This is a genomic window from Bacillus sp. FJAT-49711, assembly GCF_018343715.1.
GTDB lineage: Bacteria > Bacillota > Bacilli > Bacillales > Bacillaceae_C > Lederbergia.
The window spans coordinates 412,248-431,402 of sequence record NZ_JAGYPL010000001.1; the positions used below are offsets into that span (position 1 = coordinate 412,248).

Genomic DNA, 19,155 nt, shown 5'->3' on the forward strand with positions numbered 1-19,155 from the left:
TACATATTTTGGGAGGTTAAAAATATGAGTAAAATAATTGGTATCGACTTAGGAACCACAAACTCATGTGTGGCAGTACTTGAAGGTGGAGAACCAAAAGTAATTCCAAACCCTGAAGGAAATCGAACAACTCCATCTGTTATCGCTTTTAAAAATGGCGAACGTCAAGTGGGTGAAGTTGCAAAACGTCAAGCAATTACGAACCCTAATACGGTCATGTCCATTAAACGGCATATGGGTACACAGCATAAGCAAGAAATCGAAGGAAAAGAATACACACCACAAGAGCTATCAGCTGCTATTCTTCAATATTTAAAATCATATGCAGAAGATTATCTTGGTGAAAAAGTTGAGAAGGCAGTTATTACAGTTCCTGCTTACTTTAATGATGCCGAGCGTCAAGCTACAAAAGATGCTGGAACAATTGCTGGTTTAGAAGTAGAAAGAATCATTAACGAACCTACTGCTGCGGCACTTGCATATGGTCTCGATAAAACGGACGAAGATCAAACGATTCTCGTATACGACCTGGGCGGCGGAACATTTGACGTTTCCATTATGGAGCTTGGAGACGGAGTATTTGAAGTGTTGGCTACTGCAGGGGATAACCGTCTTGGTGGAGATGACTTCGACCAAGTTATTATTGATCATCTTGTACAGGAGTTCCGTAAAGAAAATGGAATTGACTTGTCAAAAGATAAAATGGCATTACAAAGATTGAAAGATGCGGCTGAGAAAGCGAAAAAGGATCTTTCTGGCGTATCATCTACTCAAATCTCTTTGCCGTTTATTACAGCTGGTGACGCAGGTCCATTGCATATGGAAATTACACTTACGCGCGCCAAGTTTGATGAATTAACTGCATTCTTAGTAGAAAAAACAATGGGACCAACGCGTCAAGCTTTAAGAGATGCTGGCAAGTCTCCATCAGAAATCGATAAAGTCATTCTTGTAGGTGGTTCCACAAGAATTCCAGCCGTACAAGACGCGATCCGTAAAGAAACAGGAAAAGACCCTCATAGAGGAGTTAACCCTGATGAAGTAGTAGCAATGGGTGCTGCTATTCAAGGCGGCGTACTGACTGGTGATGTGAAGGATGTAGTGCTTCTTGATGTAACACCACTTTCACTTGGAATTGAAACAATGGGTAGCGTATTTACAAAGCTGATTGATCGAAATACTACAATCCCTACTTCAAAGGCACAAGTATTTTCAACTGCTGCTGATAACCAAACTGCAGTTGATATTCATGTGCTTCAAGGTGAGCGACCGATGGCAGCAGATAATAAAACGCTTGGCCGTTTCCAATTATCTGATATTCCACCAGCACCACGCGGAATTCCACAAATCGAAGTGAAATTTGATATTGATAAAAATGGAATTGTGAATGTTAGTGCGAAGGATCTAGGAACGGGCAAAGAACAAAATATTACAATCAAATCATCTTCAGGTCTTTCTGAGGAAGAAGTAGATCGTATGGTTCGTGAAGCGGAAGATAATGCTGAAGCAGATAAGCAGCGTAAGGAAGAAGTTGAACTTCGAAACGAAGCAGATCAGCTGATTTTTACAACTGAAAAGACTCTTAAAGATCTTGAAGGTAAAGTGGATGCAGCTGAAGCTAAAAAAGCGGAAGAGGCAAAAGATGCTCTTAAAGCTGCTGTAGAGAAAAACGAATTAAGCGAAATTCGCGAAAAGAAAGATGCTTTACAGGAAATTGTCCAAAATCTTTCCATGAAGCTATATGAGGAAGCAGCAAAGCAAGCACAGGCACAGCAAGGCGCTGAAGATAGCCAAAATGCTAGCGGCGATGATAATATTGTCGATGCTGAGTTTGAAGAAGTGAAGGACGACGATAACAAATAATACCAGCAATGAAAAGCCAAAGCCAATTTAATTGGCTTTGGCTTTTCTAATCTGTTACTTAATGTTTGAATTCTTCCTTTTAATCACTATACGATTTGTGTTAAAATATACTTTATGTGAAAAGGACGCGGGAGTGTGTTTTTATGAGTAAAAGGGACTATTACGAGGTGCTCGGAGTATCTAAGAGCGCCACGAAAGATGAGATAAAAAAAGCATATAGACGATTATCTAAACAATATCATCCGGATATTAATAAAGAAGCTGGAGCGGATGAGAAATTTAAAGAAATTACGGAAGCATATGAAGTTTTGAATGATGACCAGAAACGTGCGCAATATGACCAATTTGGCCACGAAGGACCGCAAGGATTTGGAGGTGGGGGCTTCGGTGGTGCAGACTTTGGCGGTTTTGGCGGATTCGAAGATATTTTTAATACCTTCTTTGGAGGCGGCGGTCGTAGAGATCCTAATGCACCAAGGCAAGGCTCAGATCTTCAATATACGATGACCTTGACCTTTGAAGAGGCTGTGTTTGGTAAAGAAACAATTATCGAAATACCGAGAGAAGAGACATGCGATACGTGTAAAGGGAGCGGGGCAAAACCGGGAACAATTCCTGAAACATGTCACCATTGTAACGGAAGTGGCCAGCTAAACGTAGAACAAAATACACCATTTGGTCGGATTGTCAATCGTCGTGTATGTAATCATTGTAATGGCACAGGTAAATTGATTAAAGAAAAATGCCGGACATGCGGCGGCGATGGCAAAGTGAAAAAGCGGAGAAAAATTAACGTTAAAATTCCACAAGGCATTGATGATGGGCAGCAAATGCGTGTTTCAGGTGAAGGTGAACCAGGTGTAAACGGGGGCCCTCCTGGAGATCTATACGTTGTTTTCCATGTGCAATCCCATGAATTTTTTGAGCGTGATGGTGACGATATTTATTGTGAAATGCCAATTACATTCGCACAAGCTGCTCTTGGTGATGAAATAGAAGTGCCGACTTTACATGGAAAAGTGAAACTAAAAATTCCAGCAGGTACACAAACAGGTACAAGGTTCCGACTTCGTGGCAAAGGTGTTCAAAATGTTAGGGGTTATGGTACTGGGGACCAGCATATCCATGTGAAAGTAATTACACCTACAAAACTTTCAGAACACCAAAAGCAATTATTGCGAGATTTTGCTGATGTAAGTGGAGATACTCCTGACGAGCAGCACGAAAGTTTCTTTGAAAAAGTAAAACGTGCTTTTAAAAGTTGATGAAATGAATTGGATTGGAGCGGTTTTTAATGAAGTGGAGCGAAATCAGTATCCATACGACTAATGAAGCGATTGAACCTATTTCCAATATTCTTCATGAGGCGGGGGCGAGCGGCGTCGTTATTGAAGATCCAGCTGAATTGACGAAGGAAAGAGAAGATTGGTTCGGTGAAATATACGATTTGAATCCTGGAGACTACCCTGAAGAAGGAGTCATCATCAAAGCTTATTTGCCGGTAAACAGCTTTATTAGTGAAACCATTGATTCAATCAAACAAGAAATCACTGATCTTATACAGTTCGATATTGATATTGGAAAGAATCATGTGACAACAACAGAGGTAAAAGAAGAGGATTGGGCGACAGCTTGGAAAAAATATTATCATCCTGTGAAAATATCCGAGACTTTTACAATTGTACCCACTTGGGAAGAGTATGAACGTGTAAATAGCGATGAACTGATTATTGAGCTTGACCCTGGAATGGCTTTTGGTACTGGAACGCATCCTACTACAGTTATGTGTATACAAGCATTAGAAAGAACCGTTCAAAAAGGCTGTAGCGTTATAGATGTTGGAACTGGTTCTGGTGTCCTTAGTATCGCTGCCGCCTTATTAGGTGCCAAGGAAGTTCTTGCTTTAGATTTAGATGAGGTGGCCATTGAATCCGCAAAGCAAAATATTGAATTAAATCATGTTTCAGATACTATTGATGTAAGAAAAGGTAATTTGCTTGAAGGAATAGAGAACCAGACTGATATTGTTGTGGCAAACATATTAGCTGATGTTATTATCCGCTTTACAGACGATGCAACATCGATCGTGAAACAAGGTGGCTATTTCATTACATCTGGAATTATTCATCCGAAGAAATCTGAAGTAAAAGATGCAATTATTTCAGCAGGTTTTTCTATTGAAGAAACGTTGGTAATGGAAGATTGGGTAGCTTTCATTGCCAGGCGTTCTTGATGAGGTGGCAACATGCAGCGCTATTTCATAAATGAATCTTTTCGTGATCAAAAATTCGTCAGAATTTCAGGCGAAGATTTTCATCATATTACTCGAGTAATGAGGATGGATGTAGGTGATCCGTTTTATATTGTTTTTGAGAATGCAAAAGCAGCCTCAGTAAAAATCAAACAAATAACTGATTCGTTTGTTGAAGCTGATATTATCGATCTTGAAAACGAAGAGAAGGAGCTACCTGTATATGTAGCCATCGCGAGCGGTTTGCCGAAAGGGGATAAACTAGAATGGATCATCCAAAAAGGGACAGAGCTAGGTGCTTCAGAGTTTATCCCTTTTATCGCAAGTCGCTCAGTAGTAAAATGGGAAAGTAAAAAAGAAGTAAAAAAATTAGAAAGATGGAAAAGAATCGCTAAAGAAGCGGCGGAGCAGTCACATCGTCAAGTCTTGCCCGTCATACAAAAGCCTTACATATTAAAGGAGCTTCTTCAATACAGCAATAATTTTGATTGGAAAATTGTTGCATATGAGGAAGCAGCAAAAGAAGGCGAAAAAAGCAATTTAGTAAGAATCCTCCAATCAGCTAAACCTAAAGATAAAATCCTTTTCGTTTTTGGCCCAGAAGGTGGTATTACAGTTCCAGAAAAAAATGAACTAATAACGCATGGTTTTGAAATATGCGGACTAGGACCTAGAATATTACGAACAGAAACTGCGCCACTATATGCATTAACCGCCCTATCTTATCAATTTGAATTAATGAGGTGATCAATATGTCTCTTGTAGCATTCCACACACTGGGCTGTAAAGTAAACCATTATGAAACTGAAGCAATATGGCAATTATTTAAAAATCAAGGCTACGATCGTGTTGATTTTGAAAGTAATGCCGACGTATACGTGATCAATACATGTACAGTTACTAACACAGGAGATAAAAAGAGTCGTCAAGTCATCCGTAGAGCGATCAGGCAGAATCCCAATGCTGTAATATGTGTGACTGGATGCTATGCTCAAACATCTCCTGCAGAAATTATGGCAATCCCTGGGGTTGACATTGTTGTCGGAACTCAGGATCGCGTTAAAATGCTTGATTATATTGAACAGTTCAAGGAAGAACGTCAGCCAATTAATGGTGTCGGTAATATTATGAAAAATCGTGTATATGAAGAACTGGATGTCCCAGCCTTTACGGATCGGACACGTGCATCTTTAAAAATCCAGGAAGGTTGCAACAACTTTTGTACTTTCTGTATTATTCCTTGGGCTCGCGGCTTAATGCGTTCACGTGATCCGAAAGAAGTTATTCGTCAAGCCCAGCAACTTGTAGACGCAGGATATAAGGAAATAGTTTTAACTGGCATCCATACAGGCGGCTATGGCGAAGATATGAAAGATTATAATCTTGCTGCGTTGCTGCGCGACTTAGAATCTCAAGTAAGAGGATTAAAACGAATTCGAATTTCTTCGATTGAAGCAAGCCAACTTACAGATGAAGTCATCGATGTCATTGATAAATCAAATTTAGTCGTAAGACATTTGCATATTCCGCTTCAATCAGGTTCAAATACTGTTTTAAAGAGAATGCGCAGGAAATATACAATGGAATTCTTTGCTGAAAGATTAGAATTGCTTAAAAAGGCGCTACCCGGACTTGCTATTACTTCTGATGTTATCGTTGGATTCCCTGGAGAGACTGAAGAAGAATTTTTGGAAACATATAATTTTATTAAAAAGCACAAGTTCTCGGAATTACATGTTTTTCCTTATTCCAAACGTACTGGAACTCCAGCTGCTAGGATGCAGGACCAAATCGATGAGAACATTAAAAATGATCGGGTTCATAGACTGATTACACTATCAGACCAACTAGCAAAAGAATACGCCTCAAGTTTTGAAAATGAAGTGTTAGAAGTCATTCCAGAAGAAAGTTATAAAGAAAATCCCGAAAGTGGTTTATATGAAGGCTACACAGATAATTATTTGAAAGTTGTGTTCCCTGCTTCAGAGGAAATGATTGGAAAACTCGTAAAAGTCAAAATTACAAAAGCTGGCTATCCATACAACGAAGGTCAATTCGTGAGGGTAATGGATGATCTAACTAAAGAAAATTCAATGGCTATTTGATAAGAAGGCTATCCTAATTATTTTGGGATAGCTTTTATTAATGGTAAGATAAATAAAAATGGACACTAGGAATTTCGAGACTAAGATCTACCAAACATACAAAATCCTTCTGGGAATATTGGGCCAACTTACCTTCTAAACGGTAAAAGAAGTTGTAGAAAGTCCTTTACTGGGAATATCTGTAAATACAAAGCCGCTCATGGTGGTAAGAAGGCATCAGCAGAAATTCATCCACATGTGATTATTATGCTGTTTTCAAAAAAGTTCTTTGTATAAATAACAAGCTTAAACTTTCATGGAACTCGTATGAAAAGAAAGAGATTGAAGATCTATGAATTATCAGTCGACTTACTATGTGTGAAAGATATTCCAGTTGATTAGAGTGGAAGGCGGCGACTCAGCGTGGTAGGCGAGACCCCACAAGGAGCGAAGAGACTGAGGAGGCTCACCACACGCCCCCCGGAACGGAATCAACGGTGGCGGAATTCGTTGTATGTAAATTATTTATCGCATTCAATATAGAATGGGAATACTACTAAAAAAATGAACTATCCTCTATTAAAAATATGGAAGATATGAAAAAGTGGCGCAAGAAACTCTTGTACCACTTAATTCGGCAAATGCCGAAAGACTATAAAAAGCAAAGGAGCTTAATAAAAATGGCAGATAATATTGCACAATACATCGATCACACTCTTTTAAAAGCCGACGCGACAAAGGAGAACATTAAAAAGCTATGTGAAGAAGCTAAAGAATATCAATTCGCATCTGTTTGTGTTAATCCAACATGGGTTCAATACGCCTCAAGTTTATTAAAGTCGACAAATGTTAAAGTTTGTACAGTGATTGGATTTCCATTGGGTGCAACTACCACTGAAACAAAAGCATTTGAAACAAAAGATGCAATTGAAAATGGCGCCCATGAAATAGACATGGTGCTTAATATTGGTGCTATAAAAGATGAAAATTTTGAACTTGTGGAACGAGATATTACAGCTGTTTGTGCAGCGGCGAAAGGTAAAGCATTAGTAAAAGTAATTATAGAAGCTTCACTATTAACAAATACGGAGAAAGAAAGAGCCTGTACCATTGCAAAAAGCGCAGGTGCAGATTTTGTAAAAACGTCCACTGGTTTTTCAACAGGTGGTGCTACCGCAGAAGATGTGGAATTAATGAGAAAAGCTGTTGGTTCAAAACTTGGTGTAAAAGCATCTGGTGGAATTCGTGCCATCGAAGATGTTCATAAAATGATAAATGCTGGTGCTACAAGAATTGGTGCAAGCTCCGGGGTTGCAATTATGAAAGGATTATCAGGAGATGCAAATTATTAAGTTTATTTTTTCTTGCCATGCATTTTTACAATAAAATTTCCGAATTCCTTTGCAAAGGGCAGCACCATAAGCGAGCAGACGACATTGTAAATGACACTTGCATGAGCAAGTTGGGTATTAGGATCTACAGCAAGCAAGCGGCTCAAATTTGCTAAAACTGAAATGAATGGAAAAAAGAGAATGGCTCCGCCGAGATTTAGCCATATATGAGCAAATGCCGTTTGCCTTGCTTCTCGACCTGCCCCAATCGATGCAAATAAAGCTGTTGCACAAGTCCCTATATTTGCTCCTACCATAATAGCGATACCTGTTTCGAGAGGAAATGTGCCAACTGATAAGAAGCTCATTGCTATACCGGTCATGACTGTGCTGGATTGTATGATGGCTGTTAGCAAAGTTCCGATAAGAAAAGAAATAACAGAATGATCCTTCATAACATATATTATGTTATCTATATACTCGATATTGGCAAGCGGCCCTGACAGCCATTCAAAGCCATGCATAGAAGCAAATATAGTTCCGATGCCAAGTAAGATAAAACTGCTGCTTTTTACCTTTATATTTTTAAAAAATTGCAGCACTGTTCCAACGACAAGAACCGGTATAATTATTTTCGATAAATCAAAGGTAAAGAATTCCAAGGTAATCGTTGTACCTATATTCGTACCTAAAATAATCCCAATTGTTTGTGGAAATGATAGGATGCGAGCGGATACGAGTCCGACAGCAATAACGGTTACCGCGGAGCTGCTTTGGAGGATGACGGTCATCCCGATACCTGCAAGAAAACCCATAAAAGGTGTTCTTGTCATTTTTTGCAGCCAATTTTCCATGGCGCTTCCTGATAAATTAAATAGTCCGATTCTCATCATTGTCATTCCAAGTAAAAAGCAACCTGCTAGAACGATAAATAAAAGAATATAGAGCATGTCCTCACCTCTTAAATAAATATATGAAGTATATTTTTAGACATGCTCAAATACTCGTATCTACCATTTTGAAATAAAGATTGTTGACCTGTCAAAAACCTTATATTATAATTGCAAAGTACATGGATTTTCATGTATGAACATGTTATTGCTATGTTCGGAGGGAGGGAAAGAGAGATGTCAAAAACAGTTGTTCGTAAAAACGAATCGCTTGAAGATGCTCTTCGTCGCTTCAAACGTACAGTTTCTAAAACGGGGACTTTACAAGAATACAGAAAGCGCGAATTTTATGAAAAGCCAAGCGTAAAACGTAAGAAAAAATCAGAAGCTGCCAGAAAGCGCAAGTTCTAAAGAGGGTGTAAATATTGAGTCTTCTTGAGCGTTTAAATGAAGATATGAAACAAGCGATGAAGAATAAAGAAAAAGAAAAGCTCTCCGTCATCCGAATGCTAAAAGCAGCCATGCAAAATGAAGCCATTAAGCTTGGCCGCCAAACATTATCGGAAGAAGAAGAATTGACAGTCCTTTCTCGCGAAGTAAAGCAACGCAAAGACTCCCTCCATGAATTTCAAAAAGCAAATCGTGATGATCTTGCTGAAAAAGTTCAAAATGAACTTGCTTTTGTGGACATATATATGCCGGAGCAACTTACTGACGAAGAAGTTGAAGCACTTGTCAAACAGGCAATCTCGGAATCAGGTGCATCTTCAAAAGTAGATATGGGCAAAGTAATGGGGATCCTTATGCCAAAAGTAAAAGGCAAGGCAGATGGGGCACTTGTTAGTAAACTTGTCCAAAGGCATTTATCCTAATATGGAATCTGAAAGTCGATGAGCAAAAACGCTTATCGGCTTTTTCACATTTTTCAGGTATAATAATAAGAGAACCCAAATTATTTTTGAATCTTTATTAATTTATATTCGTATTACAGTTATGAACGCTTCGGAAGGGGGGATTGGATGAGAAGAGTGTTAATTGCTATCTGTATGCTGGGAGCTATAATACTATCTGTAATTCCTGCACAAGCAGATGGCAAAGGGGCGAACGTTTATGTAATACCGATTAAAAAAGAAGTGGAAGAAGGATTATATGCGTATTTAAACAGAGCGATTAATACGGCAGAGGAAAATGGTGCAGATTTAATCATTTTTGAAATGAATACTCCCGGAGGCAAGATTGACGCCGCTAGGGATATTGGTAATCTAATAGCTAATACAAAAACTAAAACAGTCACTTTTATTAACTCATGGGCGATTTCTGCAGGTGCGTATATTGCCCTCCATACAGATGAAATTTATATGACACCTACCGCAACAATGGGAGCTTCGGCACCTATAGATAGTTCTGGCAATACAGCAGGTGAAAAGGTAGAAAGTGTATGGATTGCAGCAATGGCCGGAGTAGCTGAGGAACATAACCGTGACCCTGAAATCGCAAAGGCGATGGTGACGTCAAGTATTGATTTACCGAATTTAAAGGCAAATGGAAAATTATTATCCCTTAATGCAAAACAAGCCTTGGATGTAAAATACTCCGATGGAACAGTGAAAGATATGGATAGTCTGCTTGCAAATTTAAAACTCGATGATGCTAATGTCCATACAGTTAAAACAACCTTTGCCGAGTCATTTGCTAGATTTATCACAAATCCAGTAGTCGTACCTATCCTTCTATCAATCGCTAGTTTAGGGCTTGTTCTTGAATTATACTCACCTGGCTTTGGGTTGCCGGGCGGGATGGGCATCAGTGCATTGCTGCTTTTCTTCTATGGGCATTATGTGGCAGGGCTTGCAGGCTATGAATCCCTTATTTTGTTCGTATTAGGAATTATCCTCATTGCAGCAGAATTTTTCCTAGCGGGTGGAATTGCCGGGCTGCTTGGTACAGTAGCTGTGATCGGCAGTATTATAATGGCTGGTGGGAATTTCGTTAATATGGCTATCTCCATTATTATAGCTTTATTCCTATCGGTTTTGCTTACTATCATAATGTTAAAGGTGTTTGGTAAACGGATGAATATATTTAAGAAGCTTATCCTAACTGATTCTACAAACACAGAAAGTGGCTATGTTTCAAATGTGAATCGTCTTGAACTAATTGGACGAGAAGGGATAACGGTCACTCCGCTAAGACCTTCAGGTACGGTGAAAATGGATGATGAACGACTTGATGTCGTTGCAGAAGGTAGCTTTATCGAAAATAATACAAAAGTCAAAGTCGTTAAAGTGGAAGGCTCCCGCATCGTTGTACGGGAAATTTAATTGACTTTATTTGAAAAACAGGAGGTCATAAAATGCCAGTAAGTCCAGAGGTAATTTTTGTAATCGTAGCAATTGTTATTGGTATTATTGTATTATCGGTATTATTTACATTCGTACCGATCGGGCTGTGGATTTCCGCCCTTGCGGCAGGAGTTAGAATAGGAATATTCACATTAATTGGGATGAGATTAAGAAGGGTTATTCCAGGAAGAGTGGTAAACCCGTTAATTAAAGCTCATAAAGCAGGAATTAACGTCGGTACGAATCAGCTTGAGAGCCACTATCTAGCAGGGGGTAACGTTGATAGGGTAGTCAATGCGTTAATTGCTGCTCAACGTGCTAATATTGAATTGACTTTTGAACGTGCTGCAGCGATCGATCTTGCTGGCCGTAACGTGTTAGAAGCTGTTCAAATGAGCGTAAACCCTAAAGTAATTGAAACACCTTTTATCGCAGGTGTAGCGATGGATGGTATTGAAGTAAAAGCTAAAGCACGTATTACGGTTCGTGCCAACATCGAACGCCTCGTCGGGGGTGCTGGGGAAGACACAGTCATCGCCCGTGTAGGTGAAGGTGTAGTATCTACAATCGGTTCCAGTGATAATCATAAGAAGGTACTTGAAAATCCTGACATGATTTCTCGTACAGTATTATCAAAAGGTTTAGATTCCGGTACTGCTTTTGAAATTTTATCTATCGATATTGCGGACGTTGATATCGGTAAAAACATTGGAGCTCAGCTTCAAACAGATCAAGCAGAAGCTGATAAGAAAATTGCACAAGCAAAAGCTGAAGAAAGAAGAGCCATGGCTGTTGCAAATGAGCAAGAGATGAAGGCTCGCGTAGAAGAGATGAGAGCAAAGGTTGTTGAAGCTGAAGCTGAAGTACCTCAAGCAATGGCGGAAGCATTGAAGTCAGGAAACTTGGGAGTTATGGACTATTTCTCTTTAAAAAATATTGATGCCGATACGGATATGCGTGATTCCATTGGCAAAATGACAAAGCCAGCTGATAGAAACAAACCGGAATAAATGCGCTCGCTAATTGAGAGGGGGTAACTCCTTTGGAACAGTTTTTATTTTTCATCATTGTTGCCGTAATCAGTTTAATTTTTAAAAGAAAAACCGGTGCAAACCAAGAAAAACGTGAAGAGCGTATGCCTCCTCCAGTTGCAAGGCCAATACAAACTTCCCGTGAAAAAGTAGAGGAAACGTTTAGGCCTGTGCAGCAAGCTTTTCCCGAACTTACGAAAGCTCGTAATTTGAAAGAGGCTGCGGATATCCTCATTGCTAAATCTCAGCCAACTGTTAATGAGAAGCAGGATGAATTAAAAAATAAATTGGAAAAGCTAAAGAAAGAAGAAGAAAAACACCGGATTAAAGCAAGTAAAATCAAAAAGGTTGAACAAAATAATAAACATGAACCATCAGTTGGACTACAATTCCAAGCTAATGATATTTTAAAAGGGGTTGTCATGTCAGAGGTCCTTGGCCCTCCACGCTCTTTAAGACCGTACGGAAGGTCAAGACGTTCATAAGAATGTAAGTATAAACTTACTGAGGGAACTATTTTAGAAATTATACTTTCGCTGGCCAGCGTCTATCGACTTGCAGATTTCTAGTCCTTCTTCATGCGATAAGGAAACATTGAATATCCATGCAGCCTCATCGAGTTTTCTTTATCTCGGTCAAGGTTTTGAAATTTGCAAGTCAATGAGCAAGGCGCTTGCGCATTTCTAATAATAAGTTGTGATGAAACCTTCTTTCCACTCATACATATGAGAGGAAAGGGGGTTCTTTTTTATGGCCAAAAAATGGACCAATAACATACGAAAATGGATGGCATTCAAAATGGAACTTCCTCCCGACGTCGTTATGGACCTGCCAAGAGTAACGATCGTCGGTCAGTTGCACATTTATATAGAAAATCATAAAGGACTTCTCGTATTCACGGATAAGGAATTGAGGCTCTTGTTAAAACAAGGGCAACTGCTTATAAAGGGAAAATCATTTGTTATCAAGACTATCTTGCCAGATGAACTATTACTTGAAGGGAAAATAGAAGAGGTTCAGTATCTAGATGGATAGGAGTGGCGTAATTGAAAAATCAGTGGCTGACGTTCATTACTGGAAGTGTGTTGGTAAAAGTGGAGGGGAAAGGGATTGAGCGGTTGATCAATCGACTCGCTCAATCAGGGCTTATCATGTGGAAAGTGAAAAAGAGGAAGAATGGTTCTGTCCTTTTCTTTATTGCTCTCCCAGATTTACATAAATTTCGTCATGCTGCTCGTAAGGCGGACTGTTCGATTACGCTTATTCGAGGTGAAGGTTTGCCATTTATTTGGAAAAGGGCGATTAAACATAGTGGCTTTCTTGTAGGAATCGTGTTGTTTTTTTTGATTGCTTTTATTCTTTCAAATATTACATGGGGAATCGAGATTAAAGGAGCAGATCCAGAAACTGAACATAAAATGAGAAAAGAATTGACACAATTAGGGATAAAGGTTGGTTCTTTCCACCTGTTTAGCGATAAACCAGATGTCATTCAGCAAAAATTAACTGAAAGAATTGATAATATTACTTGGATAGGTGTGGAATTAAACGGGACAACCTTTCATTTCAACGTCGTTCAAAAAAATGAACCTAAAAAACCAGAGTTAAAAAGCCCTGGTCATTTAGTGGCGAAAAAAAAAGCAGTTATTTCTAATATGTTTGTTGAAAAAGGAAAACCAGTAGTGAAAATCAATCAATTCGTAGAGAAAGGACAACTCCTTGTATCAGGTATGATTGGAAGTGAAGAAAAACCAATACTTGTTTCTGCATCTGGAGAAGTTTGGGGAATAACTTGGTATAACACTAAAGTCGAATTCCCTTTAAATTCAAAGTTTCAAGTATATAGTGGGAAGGAAATCAGAAGGCATTATGTGGTGTCAGGTAAATTGTCCATTCCATTTTGGGGTTTTAAAAGAATGGATTTTAAACAATATGAGATAGAAACAATTGACCACGATTTGTATTTTTTAGGATGGAAACTTCCAATTATATATTCCGAAAAGACAATACGAGAAAATGAAAACATGCCGCGTTCCTTGACAAAAGAGGAAGCGATTGAAGCTGCAAAAGAATTAGCTAGAAGGGATGTGGCAAATAAGATACCTGCGGAGGCACGATTGGATGGGGAATATATTTTGCAACAAGAAGTTGACAATGGTAAAGTAAAACTATCCATAAATTTTCAAGTGATTGAAAATATTGCTGAGGAAAGACCAATCATTCAAGGAGACTAGCGAATGTCAGAAGAAATATCTACAGTAAAAATTGAAATAGAAAACCCAGATGAAGCTTTAGTATTGTTTGGTAATGCAGATGTCAATTTAAAATTACTTGAAGAACAATTTAATGTAACGATTGTAACGAGGGGAGAGACCCTAAATTTATCAGGTGACGCATCTTCTGTAGAGATGGCAGGAGAAACAATTAAACAGCTTCTTACCGTCATACGCAAAGGAATTCATATTGGTGAAAGAGATGTAGCTTATGCTGCAAAAATGGCTAAACAAAATCGTATTGAATATTTCTCGGAACTATTTGATGAAGAAATAGCCCGCAATACGAAAGGAAAAGCTATACGAGTGAAAACGTTGGGACAGCGGCAGTATATAGACGCTATCCGCAAGTTAGATCTCGTATTTGGCATTGGCCCTGCAGGAACAGGTAAAACATATCTCGCTGTTGTCATGGCAGTAAATGCGTTGAAAAATAATAAAGTAAATAAAATTATTCTTACACGACCTGCTATTGAAGCTGGAGAAAGCCTTGGTTTTTTACCAGGAGATTTAAAAGAGAAAGTAGATCCATACTTACGACCTTTGTATGATTCTTTACACGATGTTTTAGGTGCTGAGCACACGCAGAGGCTAATAGATCGAGAAACAATTGAGATTGCGCCTCTTGCTTATATGAGGGGTCGAACATTGGATGATGCTTTCGTTATTTTGGATGAAGCTCAAAACACAACTCAGGCGCAAATGAAAATGTTTTTGACTAGATTAGGATTTGGATCAAAAATGGTAATAACAGGTGACTCAACCCAAGTGGACTTGCCTAAAGGGGCGAAGTCTGGATTAATGGCTGCTGAAATTATTTTAAATGGAGTTTCCGGAATTTCGTTTATTCACCTAAATCAAAGCGATGTAGTTCGTCATCCCCTTGTAGGCCGCATTATTGAAGCTTATGAAGGCCACGATTCTTTACCTGGATAATACGAGTTTATAACCTCGTCAACTTCATCAGGTTAGAACTGAAAATCTTTCGCTTAATCAATATAATAGGTAGTAGCATCAAAAAGACGACCCTTACTTATATCCACCTTTTGGATATTGGGTCGTCTTTTTATCCTAAGAATGTCCAATCTTGACTTGGATTCCATTAAATACTGTTGATTTACGCTGCATGCTGATGCTTTCCGAGGGCTTGAGTAAAGTGTCGCTCCGGTCCTTTGGAATCTCACGTGGCAAGCTGCTTTAATCCCCTGATGGACAGAACGTCCTAGTGCCGGCATTGCACAGAAATTGTCCGTCTTTAGCCGACCAGTAGTCGCGGGCTTCTGCTCCATCAAAGGCAACTGCTAAAAAACAAGATATATCTTCCTGCATACAACTAAATAGGCGCCTTTCACTTTTCGGTGCCTGCGGAAAGCGAAGCGCCTGTAGCGCAAATCAACTACTAATTATTAATTGGGATTTTTCACTGACCTTTTCATCAGGAGCGGAGTTTTAACTCTATGGGAACTTTTTTAAATAATTTTCGTCTTATTTAATATAGGGTATAATGCTTCTTTTAGTAGTGATTACAAAATTCGAGTGTTTTCGCTTAGTAAAACTGTTATTATTTAAATATAATGCTGAAATGAGTCAGCAATAAACAGGGTATGGAGGATTTTATGGACTTTCAAGCATATATTAGCAAAATCCGAACGTTCCTAAGCTACAAGGTGTTTACAAGTATTATATATTGCATTCTAGGTATAGCACTATTTGCCACATTGTATCATAATGTTAAGCCGGAAACGTATGATATCGAACTTTTCTCGGTAGCAGATAAAACGATTCGTTCAACGAAGACTGTTGAGGATGAAATAAAGACAGCAGAAGCTAAGGAAAATGCTGCCGAACAGGTTGACAAAGTATATGTATTTAAAAAAGAAATGGCCCAAAATCGAGTATCGTTAATTACTTCCATCTTTGATTTTGTAAAAGATACAAATAACGAATCCAGTAAAGATGTGGAAAAAAATGCCTCAGAAATCAAAAAAGAAGAGGTATCGGCCATTTCCTTGCAATCGAGGTTAAAACAACTTAAAACAAAGCTAACTGAAAATGTTTCGGAAGACATTACAAATACGATATCAGACCCTATATTTATTACATTCTTACAAGCGGATGTCGAAGAATTGCAAAGAACAAAAGATATTGTTGAACAATATGTGGAAACTGCCATGAATGAACAAATTCGGGAAGATGGCATGGAAGCAGCCAGGAAGGTCGTCGCAGATCAAATAAAAACGGCTGGTCTATCTAATGAGTTGCAAACAGCCGCCATTGAATTAGGTAAATATGCTATTGTTCCAAATGATTTATACGACCCATTATTGACGGAAGCAAGAAAAAAGCAAGCAATGGAAGATGTTGAGCCTGTAAAAATACTGCAGGGGCAAATCATTGTTCAAGAAGGCCATTTAATTGATAGAGAAACATACAGGCAGTTAGAAATGCTGGGCTTGCTAAAAAATAATCCCACTATAAAACCAATCATTGGTTTAGGAATATTTGTGATTTTAGTAATTGGTTCAATCTATATTTATTTTTCGCGATTATCCACATCCGAAGATAAAAAACAAAGTTACTTGCTGCTTTCCAGTTTGATTTTTATTTGTTCCGTCATTATTATGAAAATCATTGGTTTAATAGAAGGTGATAACTTAAACAAAGTTGCCTATATTTTCCCTGCAGCAATGGCTCCAATGCTCATAAAAACAATGATTAATGAAAGACTTGCTCTCATTATGACTATTATATTAGCATCTTGTGGAAGCATTGTTTTTCATGATGGAATTTCGGATACAATAAATATTGAAATAGCAGTTTATATACTTTTTAGTGGTTTGGCAGGAGTTTTATTTGTATCTGCCAAAAATGAAAGAAGCCATATTTTAAGAGCTGGTTTACTAGTATCTTGTATCAATTTGCTACTCATTTTTTTCCTATTGTTAATTGGAGGAGGGCAGTTCACACTTACCGAATATTTTTATTTTGGATTATTTTCGGTTATGTCAGGAATTTTATCTTCCGTTTTTACGATCGGTCTGCTTCCTTTTTTTGAAGCGGGGTTTGGAATTTTATCAACAATGAGGTTAATTGAGTTATCTAATCCGAATCATCCTTTACTGAAAAAGCTTCTAACCGAAACACCTGGTACGTATCATCATAGTGTTATGGTTGCAAATTTAGCAGAGGCTGCTTGTGAAGCAATCGGAGCAAACGGATTATTAGCTAGAGTGGGCTGTTACTATCATGATGTGGGGAAGACTAAAAGACCACCATTTTTTATTGAAAACCAAATGAATATAGAAAATCCTCATGATCGCCTTCCCGCGGAAACGAGCAAGGATATAATTATTTCACATGCGGCGGACGGGGCAAAGGAATTAAGAAAACATAAATTACCGAAAGAGATTGTTGATATTGCCGAACAGCATCATGGTACTAGTTTGCTTAAGTATTTTTATTTTAAAGCAAAGAAGCTAAATGATGATACACCAGAAATTGATTATCGCTATCCTGGGCCGAAGCCGCAAACAAGAGAAGCAGCTGTTATAAGTCTTGCAGATAGTGTAGAGGCGGCCGTTCGCTCTATGGCAAACCCAACTCCCGGCGAGATTCGTTCTCTTGTCCATCATATTTCACAGGATAAAATCTTGGATGGGCAATTCAATGAATGTGATCTCACATTAAAAGAAATTGAGCTTGTAAAGACAAGATTTTGTGAAACATTAAATGGCATATTCCATTCTAGAATTGAGTATCCTGACTTAAAACAACAGAAGGTGATCGGCAGTGACACTGCAAATTGATTTAATTGATGAGACTAAAAAGTTGTCAGATTCAGATGTTGAGCTTATCAAAAGACTCTTAAACTATGCCGCTGAGAAAGAGCATATAGAGGACGAAACTGAGTTATCAGTTATGATTGTCTCCAATGACGAAATTCAAAAAATAAATAAGGAATACCGTGGAAAGGATTATGCTACAGATGTCATATCATTTGCAATGGAAGAATTAGGTGAGGATGAGCAGGAAATTATAGGGGTAGATATGCCTCGCATGCTTGGTGACATTATCATATCCAGTGATAAAGCACAGGAGCAAGCAAACGAATACGGCCATTCCTACGCAAGGGAACTTGGTTTCTTAACGATCCATGGATTTCTCCACTTACTCGGTTATGATCATATCGAGGAAGAGGAAGAAAAAAAGATGTTTGCAAGACAAAATGAACTTCTTGAAGGTTATGGCCTTGAAAGGTAATGGGAGATTTTCAATAATGCGTATTGCATGTGCCTTTAAGTATGCAATTCAAGGGATCGTCTATGCGACAAAGGTTGAAAAAAATTTTCAAATTCATATTACATGTGCCTTAATTGTAACTGTTTTATCAATTATTTTAAAAATAAATAAAACAGAATGGCTATTCATTATTATTTCGATATTTGGTGTACTGGCGCTGGAGCTTGTAAACTCAGCCCTTGAACGATCAGTAGATATTGCCACTAAAGAAATTAAACCATTAGCGAAGCAGGCAAAGGATCTCGCTGCAGCTGCAGTACTTGTATATGCAATCATGTCTGTTATTATCGGAATAGTCATATTGGGACCAAAACTAATGACCCTATTTTTTCATTAAATGAGCAATTTCATAGTTGATTTTCCGAAATATAAAAGCTCTACAGAGTTTTGTAAAATCGTTATTAAATTCCAAGTATGTATTATTACCATTTGAGCCGCATTCGTTCACATTCCGGGGCTGTGTGGCAAATCTCCTCGGACATTGCCTTGCGGGGTCATGCCTTTCTCACATTTTGCGCAGGAATGTCAGACAGATAAGCGTATCAATTATTGTTTTCTTTTCAATCGCATCAATGAATGTTGAGATTGAATCATAATTTACCCATTAAAAGTTGATTCTAAAATGTACAAAAAAAGGTATAATTCCCCCTGAATTTGGGAATTTATACCTTTTTTGTTGTCAACAGTGTTAGAGGCTTTTACTAGCTAAGCGGAAAGCAAAGCACGTGAAGCACTAATCATCAATTTCGTTAAAGGGGTTTTTTCGCTCCTTTAATGAGTTGTCTTTTTCT

At 38.4% G+C, this 19,155-nt stretch carries 18 protein-coding genes; 17 read left to right on the plus strand and 1 reads right to left on the minus strand.

Annotation, left to right across the window (positions count from 1 at the left end; genetic code table 11):
• The first annotated feature begins 24 nt into the window (after positions 1-24).
• From dnaK to deoC, 6 genes are all read left to right on the plus strand, one after another.
• Positions 25-1,863 carry a molecular chaperone DnaK gene (dnaK, locus tag KHA96_RS02070; protein WP_213127636.1) on the plus strand — a complete coding sequence of 613 codons (1,839 nt, stop codon included), beginning with the start codon at positions 25-27 and terminating at the stop codon, positions 1,861-1,863.
• Positions 1,864-2,006: 143 nt separating this feature from the next.
• A complete protein-coding gene (gene dnaJ, locus KHA96_RS02075; RefSeq protein WP_213127637.1) occupies positions 2,007-3,128 on the plus strand; it encodes a molecular chaperone DnaJ in 1,122 nt (373 codons plus the stop codon).
• 29 nt (positions 3,129-3,157) lie between these two features.
• Positions 3,158-4,096 (plus strand): 50S ribosomal protein L11 methyltransferase, encoded by a 939-nt coding sequence (prmA, locus tag KHA96_RS02080; protein ID WP_213127638.1) that lies wholly within the window; start codon positions 3,158-3,160, stop codon positions 4,094-4,096.
• A 12-nt stretch (positions 4,097-4,108) separates the two neighbouring features.
• Positions 4,109-4,861: a 16S rRNA (uracil(1498)-N(3))-methyltransferase gene (locus KHA96_RS02085; RefSeq protein WP_213127639.1), complete on the plus strand. Its 753-nt coding sequence runs from the start codon at positions 4,109-4,111 to the stop codon at positions 4,859-4,861.
• Positions 4,862-4,866: 5 nt separating this feature from the next.
• The gene (gene mtaB, locus KHA96_RS02090) at positions 4,867-6,219 is read left to right on the plus strand and encodes a tRNA (N(6)-L-threonylcarbamoyladenosine(37)-C(2))-methylthiotransferase MtaB (RefSeq protein ID WP_213127640.1); all 1,353 of its coding nucleotides are present in this window, start codon (positions 4,867-4,869) and stop codon (positions 6,217-6,219) included.
• Positions 6,220-6,878: 659 nt separating this feature from the next.
• Complete coding sequence (deoC, locus tag KHA96_RS02095) at positions 6,879-7,550, plus strand: deoxyribose-phosphate aldolase (protein ID WP_213127641.1); 672 nt, start codon at positions 6,879-6,881, stop codon at positions 7,548-7,550.
• A 2-nt stretch (positions 7,551-7,552) separates the two neighbouring features.
• Here deoC and KHA96_RS02100 read toward each other — a convergent pair whose 3' ends face one another.
• On the minus strand, positions 7,553-8,479 hold the full coding sequence (locus KHA96_RS02100) for a Na/Pi symporter (protein ID WP_213127642.1): 927 nt from the start codon (positions 8,477-8,479) through the stop codon (positions 7,553-7,555).
• Positions 8,480-8,656: 177 nt separating this feature from the next.
• On the opposite strand from KHA96_RS02100, the gene rpsU reads away from it, so the two are divergent.
• The 11 genes from rpsU to KHA96_RS02155 all read left to right on the plus strand — a co-directional run bounded on the left by rpsU (position 8,657) and on the right by KHA96_RS02155 (position 18,701).
• Positions 8,657-8,830: a 30S ribosomal protein S21 gene (gene rpsU, locus KHA96_RS02105; RefSeq protein WP_039238310.1), complete on the plus strand. Its 174-nt coding sequence runs from the start codon at positions 8,657-8,659 to the stop codon at positions 8,828-8,830.
• A 14-nt stretch (positions 8,831-8,844) separates the two neighbouring features.
• On the plus strand, positions 8,845-9,291 hold the full coding sequence (locus KHA96_RS02110) for a GatB/YqeY domain-containing protein (RefSeq protein WP_213127643.1): 447 nt from the start codon (positions 8,845-8,847) through the stop codon (positions 9,289-9,291).
• A 147-nt stretch (positions 9,292-9,438) separates the two neighbouring features.
• Entirely contained in the window at positions 9,439-10,740 is a 1,302-nt protein-coding gene (locus KHA96_RS02115; RefSeq protein WP_213127644.1) for an NfeD family protein, read from the plus strand.
• Between the two features lie 32 nt (positions 10,741-10,772).
• The gene (gene floA, locus KHA96_RS02120) at positions 10,773-11,771 is read left to right on the plus strand and encodes a flotillin-like protein FloA (RefSeq protein ID WP_213127645.1); all 999 of its coding nucleotides are present in this window, start codon (positions 10,773-10,775) and stop codon (positions 11,769-11,771) included.
• Positions 11,772-11,803: 32 nt separating this feature from the next.
• On the plus strand, positions 11,804-12,277 hold the full coding sequence (locus KHA96_RS02125) for a hypothetical protein (protein ID WP_213127646.1): 474 nt from the start codon (positions 11,804-11,806) through the stop codon (positions 12,275-12,277).
• A gap of 265 nt (positions 12,278-12,542) precedes the next feature.
• Positions 12,543-12,827, plus strand: a complete 285-nt coding sequence (gene yqfC / locus KHA96_RS02130; RefSeq protein ID WP_213127647.1) for a sporulation protein YqfC — start codon at positions 12,543-12,545, stop codon at positions 12,825-12,827.
• An 11-nt stretch (positions 12,828-12,838) separates the two neighbouring features.
• The gene (gene yqfD, locus KHA96_RS02135; protein ID WP_213127648.1) at positions 12,839-14,026 is read left to right on the plus strand and encodes a sporulation protein YqfD; all 1,188 of its coding nucleotides are present in this window, start codon (positions 12,839-12,841) and stop codon (positions 14,024-14,026) included.
• A gap of 3 nt (positions 14,027-14,029) precedes the next feature.
• The gene (locus KHA96_RS02140) at positions 14,030-15,001 is read left to right on the plus strand and encodes a PhoH family protein (protein ID WP_213127649.1); all 972 of its coding nucleotides are present in this window, start codon (positions 14,030-14,032) and stop codon (positions 14,999-15,001) included.
• A 680-nt stretch (positions 15,002-15,681) separates the two neighbouring features.
• The gene (locus KHA96_RS02145; protein WP_213127650.1) at positions 15,682-17,871 is read left to right on the plus strand and encodes an HD family phosphohydrolase; all 2,190 of its coding nucleotides are present in this window, start codon (positions 15,682-15,684) and stop codon (positions 17,869-17,871) included.
• Complete coding sequence (gene ybeY, locus KHA96_RS02150; RefSeq protein ID WP_213127651.1) at positions 17,855-18,325, plus strand: rRNA maturation RNase YbeY; 471 nt, start codon at positions 17,855-17,857, stop codon at positions 18,323-18,325. Before KHA96_RS02145 ends, ybeY begins: the two co-directional genes overlap by 17 nt.
• 16 nt (positions 18,326-18,341) lie before the next feature.
• Positions 18,342-18,701: a diacylglycerol kinase family protein gene (locus KHA96_RS02155; RefSeq protein WP_249315219.1), complete on the plus strand. Its 360-nt coding sequence runs from the start codon at positions 18,342-18,344 to the stop codon at positions 18,699-18,701.
• The last annotated feature ends 454 nt before the right edge of the window (positions 18,702-19,155 follow it).

What these genes read in the sequence shown, in the direction of transcription:
- yqfC (WP_213127647.1), top strand. Translation starts at nt 12,543, where the DNA reads ATGGCCAAAAAATGGACCAATAACATACGAAAATGGATGGCATTCAAA.
- dnaK (WP_213127636.1), top strand. Translation starts at nt 25, where the DNA reads ATGAGTAAAATAATTGGTATCGACTTAGGAACCACAAACTCATGTGTG.
- dnaJ (WP_213127637.1), top strand. Translation starts at nt 2,007, where the DNA reads ATGAGTAAAAGGGACTATTACGAGGTGCTCGGAGTATCTAAGAGCGCC.
- KHA96_RS02155 (WP_249315219.1), top strand. Translation starts at nt 18,342, where the DNA reads ATGCGTATTGCATGTGCCTTTAAGTATGCAATTCAAGGGATCGTCTAT.
- KHA96_RS02145 (WP_213127650.1), top strand. Translation starts at nt 15,682, where the DNA reads ATGGACTTTCAAGCATATATTAGCAAAATCCGAACGTTCCTAAGCTAC.
- mtaB (WP_213127640.1), top strand. Translation starts at nt 4,867, where the DNA reads ATGTCTCTTGTAGCATTCCACACACTGGGCTGTAAAGTAAACCATTAT.
- floA (WP_213127645.1), top strand. Translation starts at nt 10,773, where the DNA reads ATGCCAGTAAGTCCAGAGGTAATTTTTGTAATCGTAGCAATTGTTATT.
- deoC (WP_213127641.1), top strand. Translation starts at nt 6,879, where the DNA reads ATGGCAGATAATATTGCACAATACATCGATCACACTCTTTTAAAAGCC.
- KHA96_RS02100 (WP_213127642.1), bottom strand. Translation starts at nt 8,479, where the DNA reads ATGCTCTATATTCTTTTATTTATCGTTCTAGCAGGTTGCTTTTTACTT.
- rpsU (WP_039238310.1), top strand. Translation starts at nt 8,657, where the DNA reads ATGTCAAAAACAGTTGTTCGTAAAAACGAATCGCTTGAAGATGCTCTT.
- KHA96_RS02085 (WP_213127639.1), top strand. Translation starts at nt 4,109, where the DNA reads ATGCAGCGCTATTTCATAAATGAATCTTTTCGTGATCAAAAATTCGTC.
- prmA (WP_213127638.1), top strand. Translation starts at nt 3,158, where the DNA reads ATGAAGTGGAGCGAAATCAGTATCCATACGACTAATGAAGCGATTGAA.
- KHA96_RS02140 (WP_213127649.1), top strand. Translation starts at nt 14,030, where the DNA reads ATGTCAGAAGAAATATCTACAGTAAAAATTGAAATAGAAAACCCAGAT.
- KHA96_RS02115 (WP_213127644.1), top strand. Translation starts at nt 9,439, where the DNA reads ATGAGAAGAGTGTTAATTGCTATCTGTATGCTGGGAGCTATAATACTA.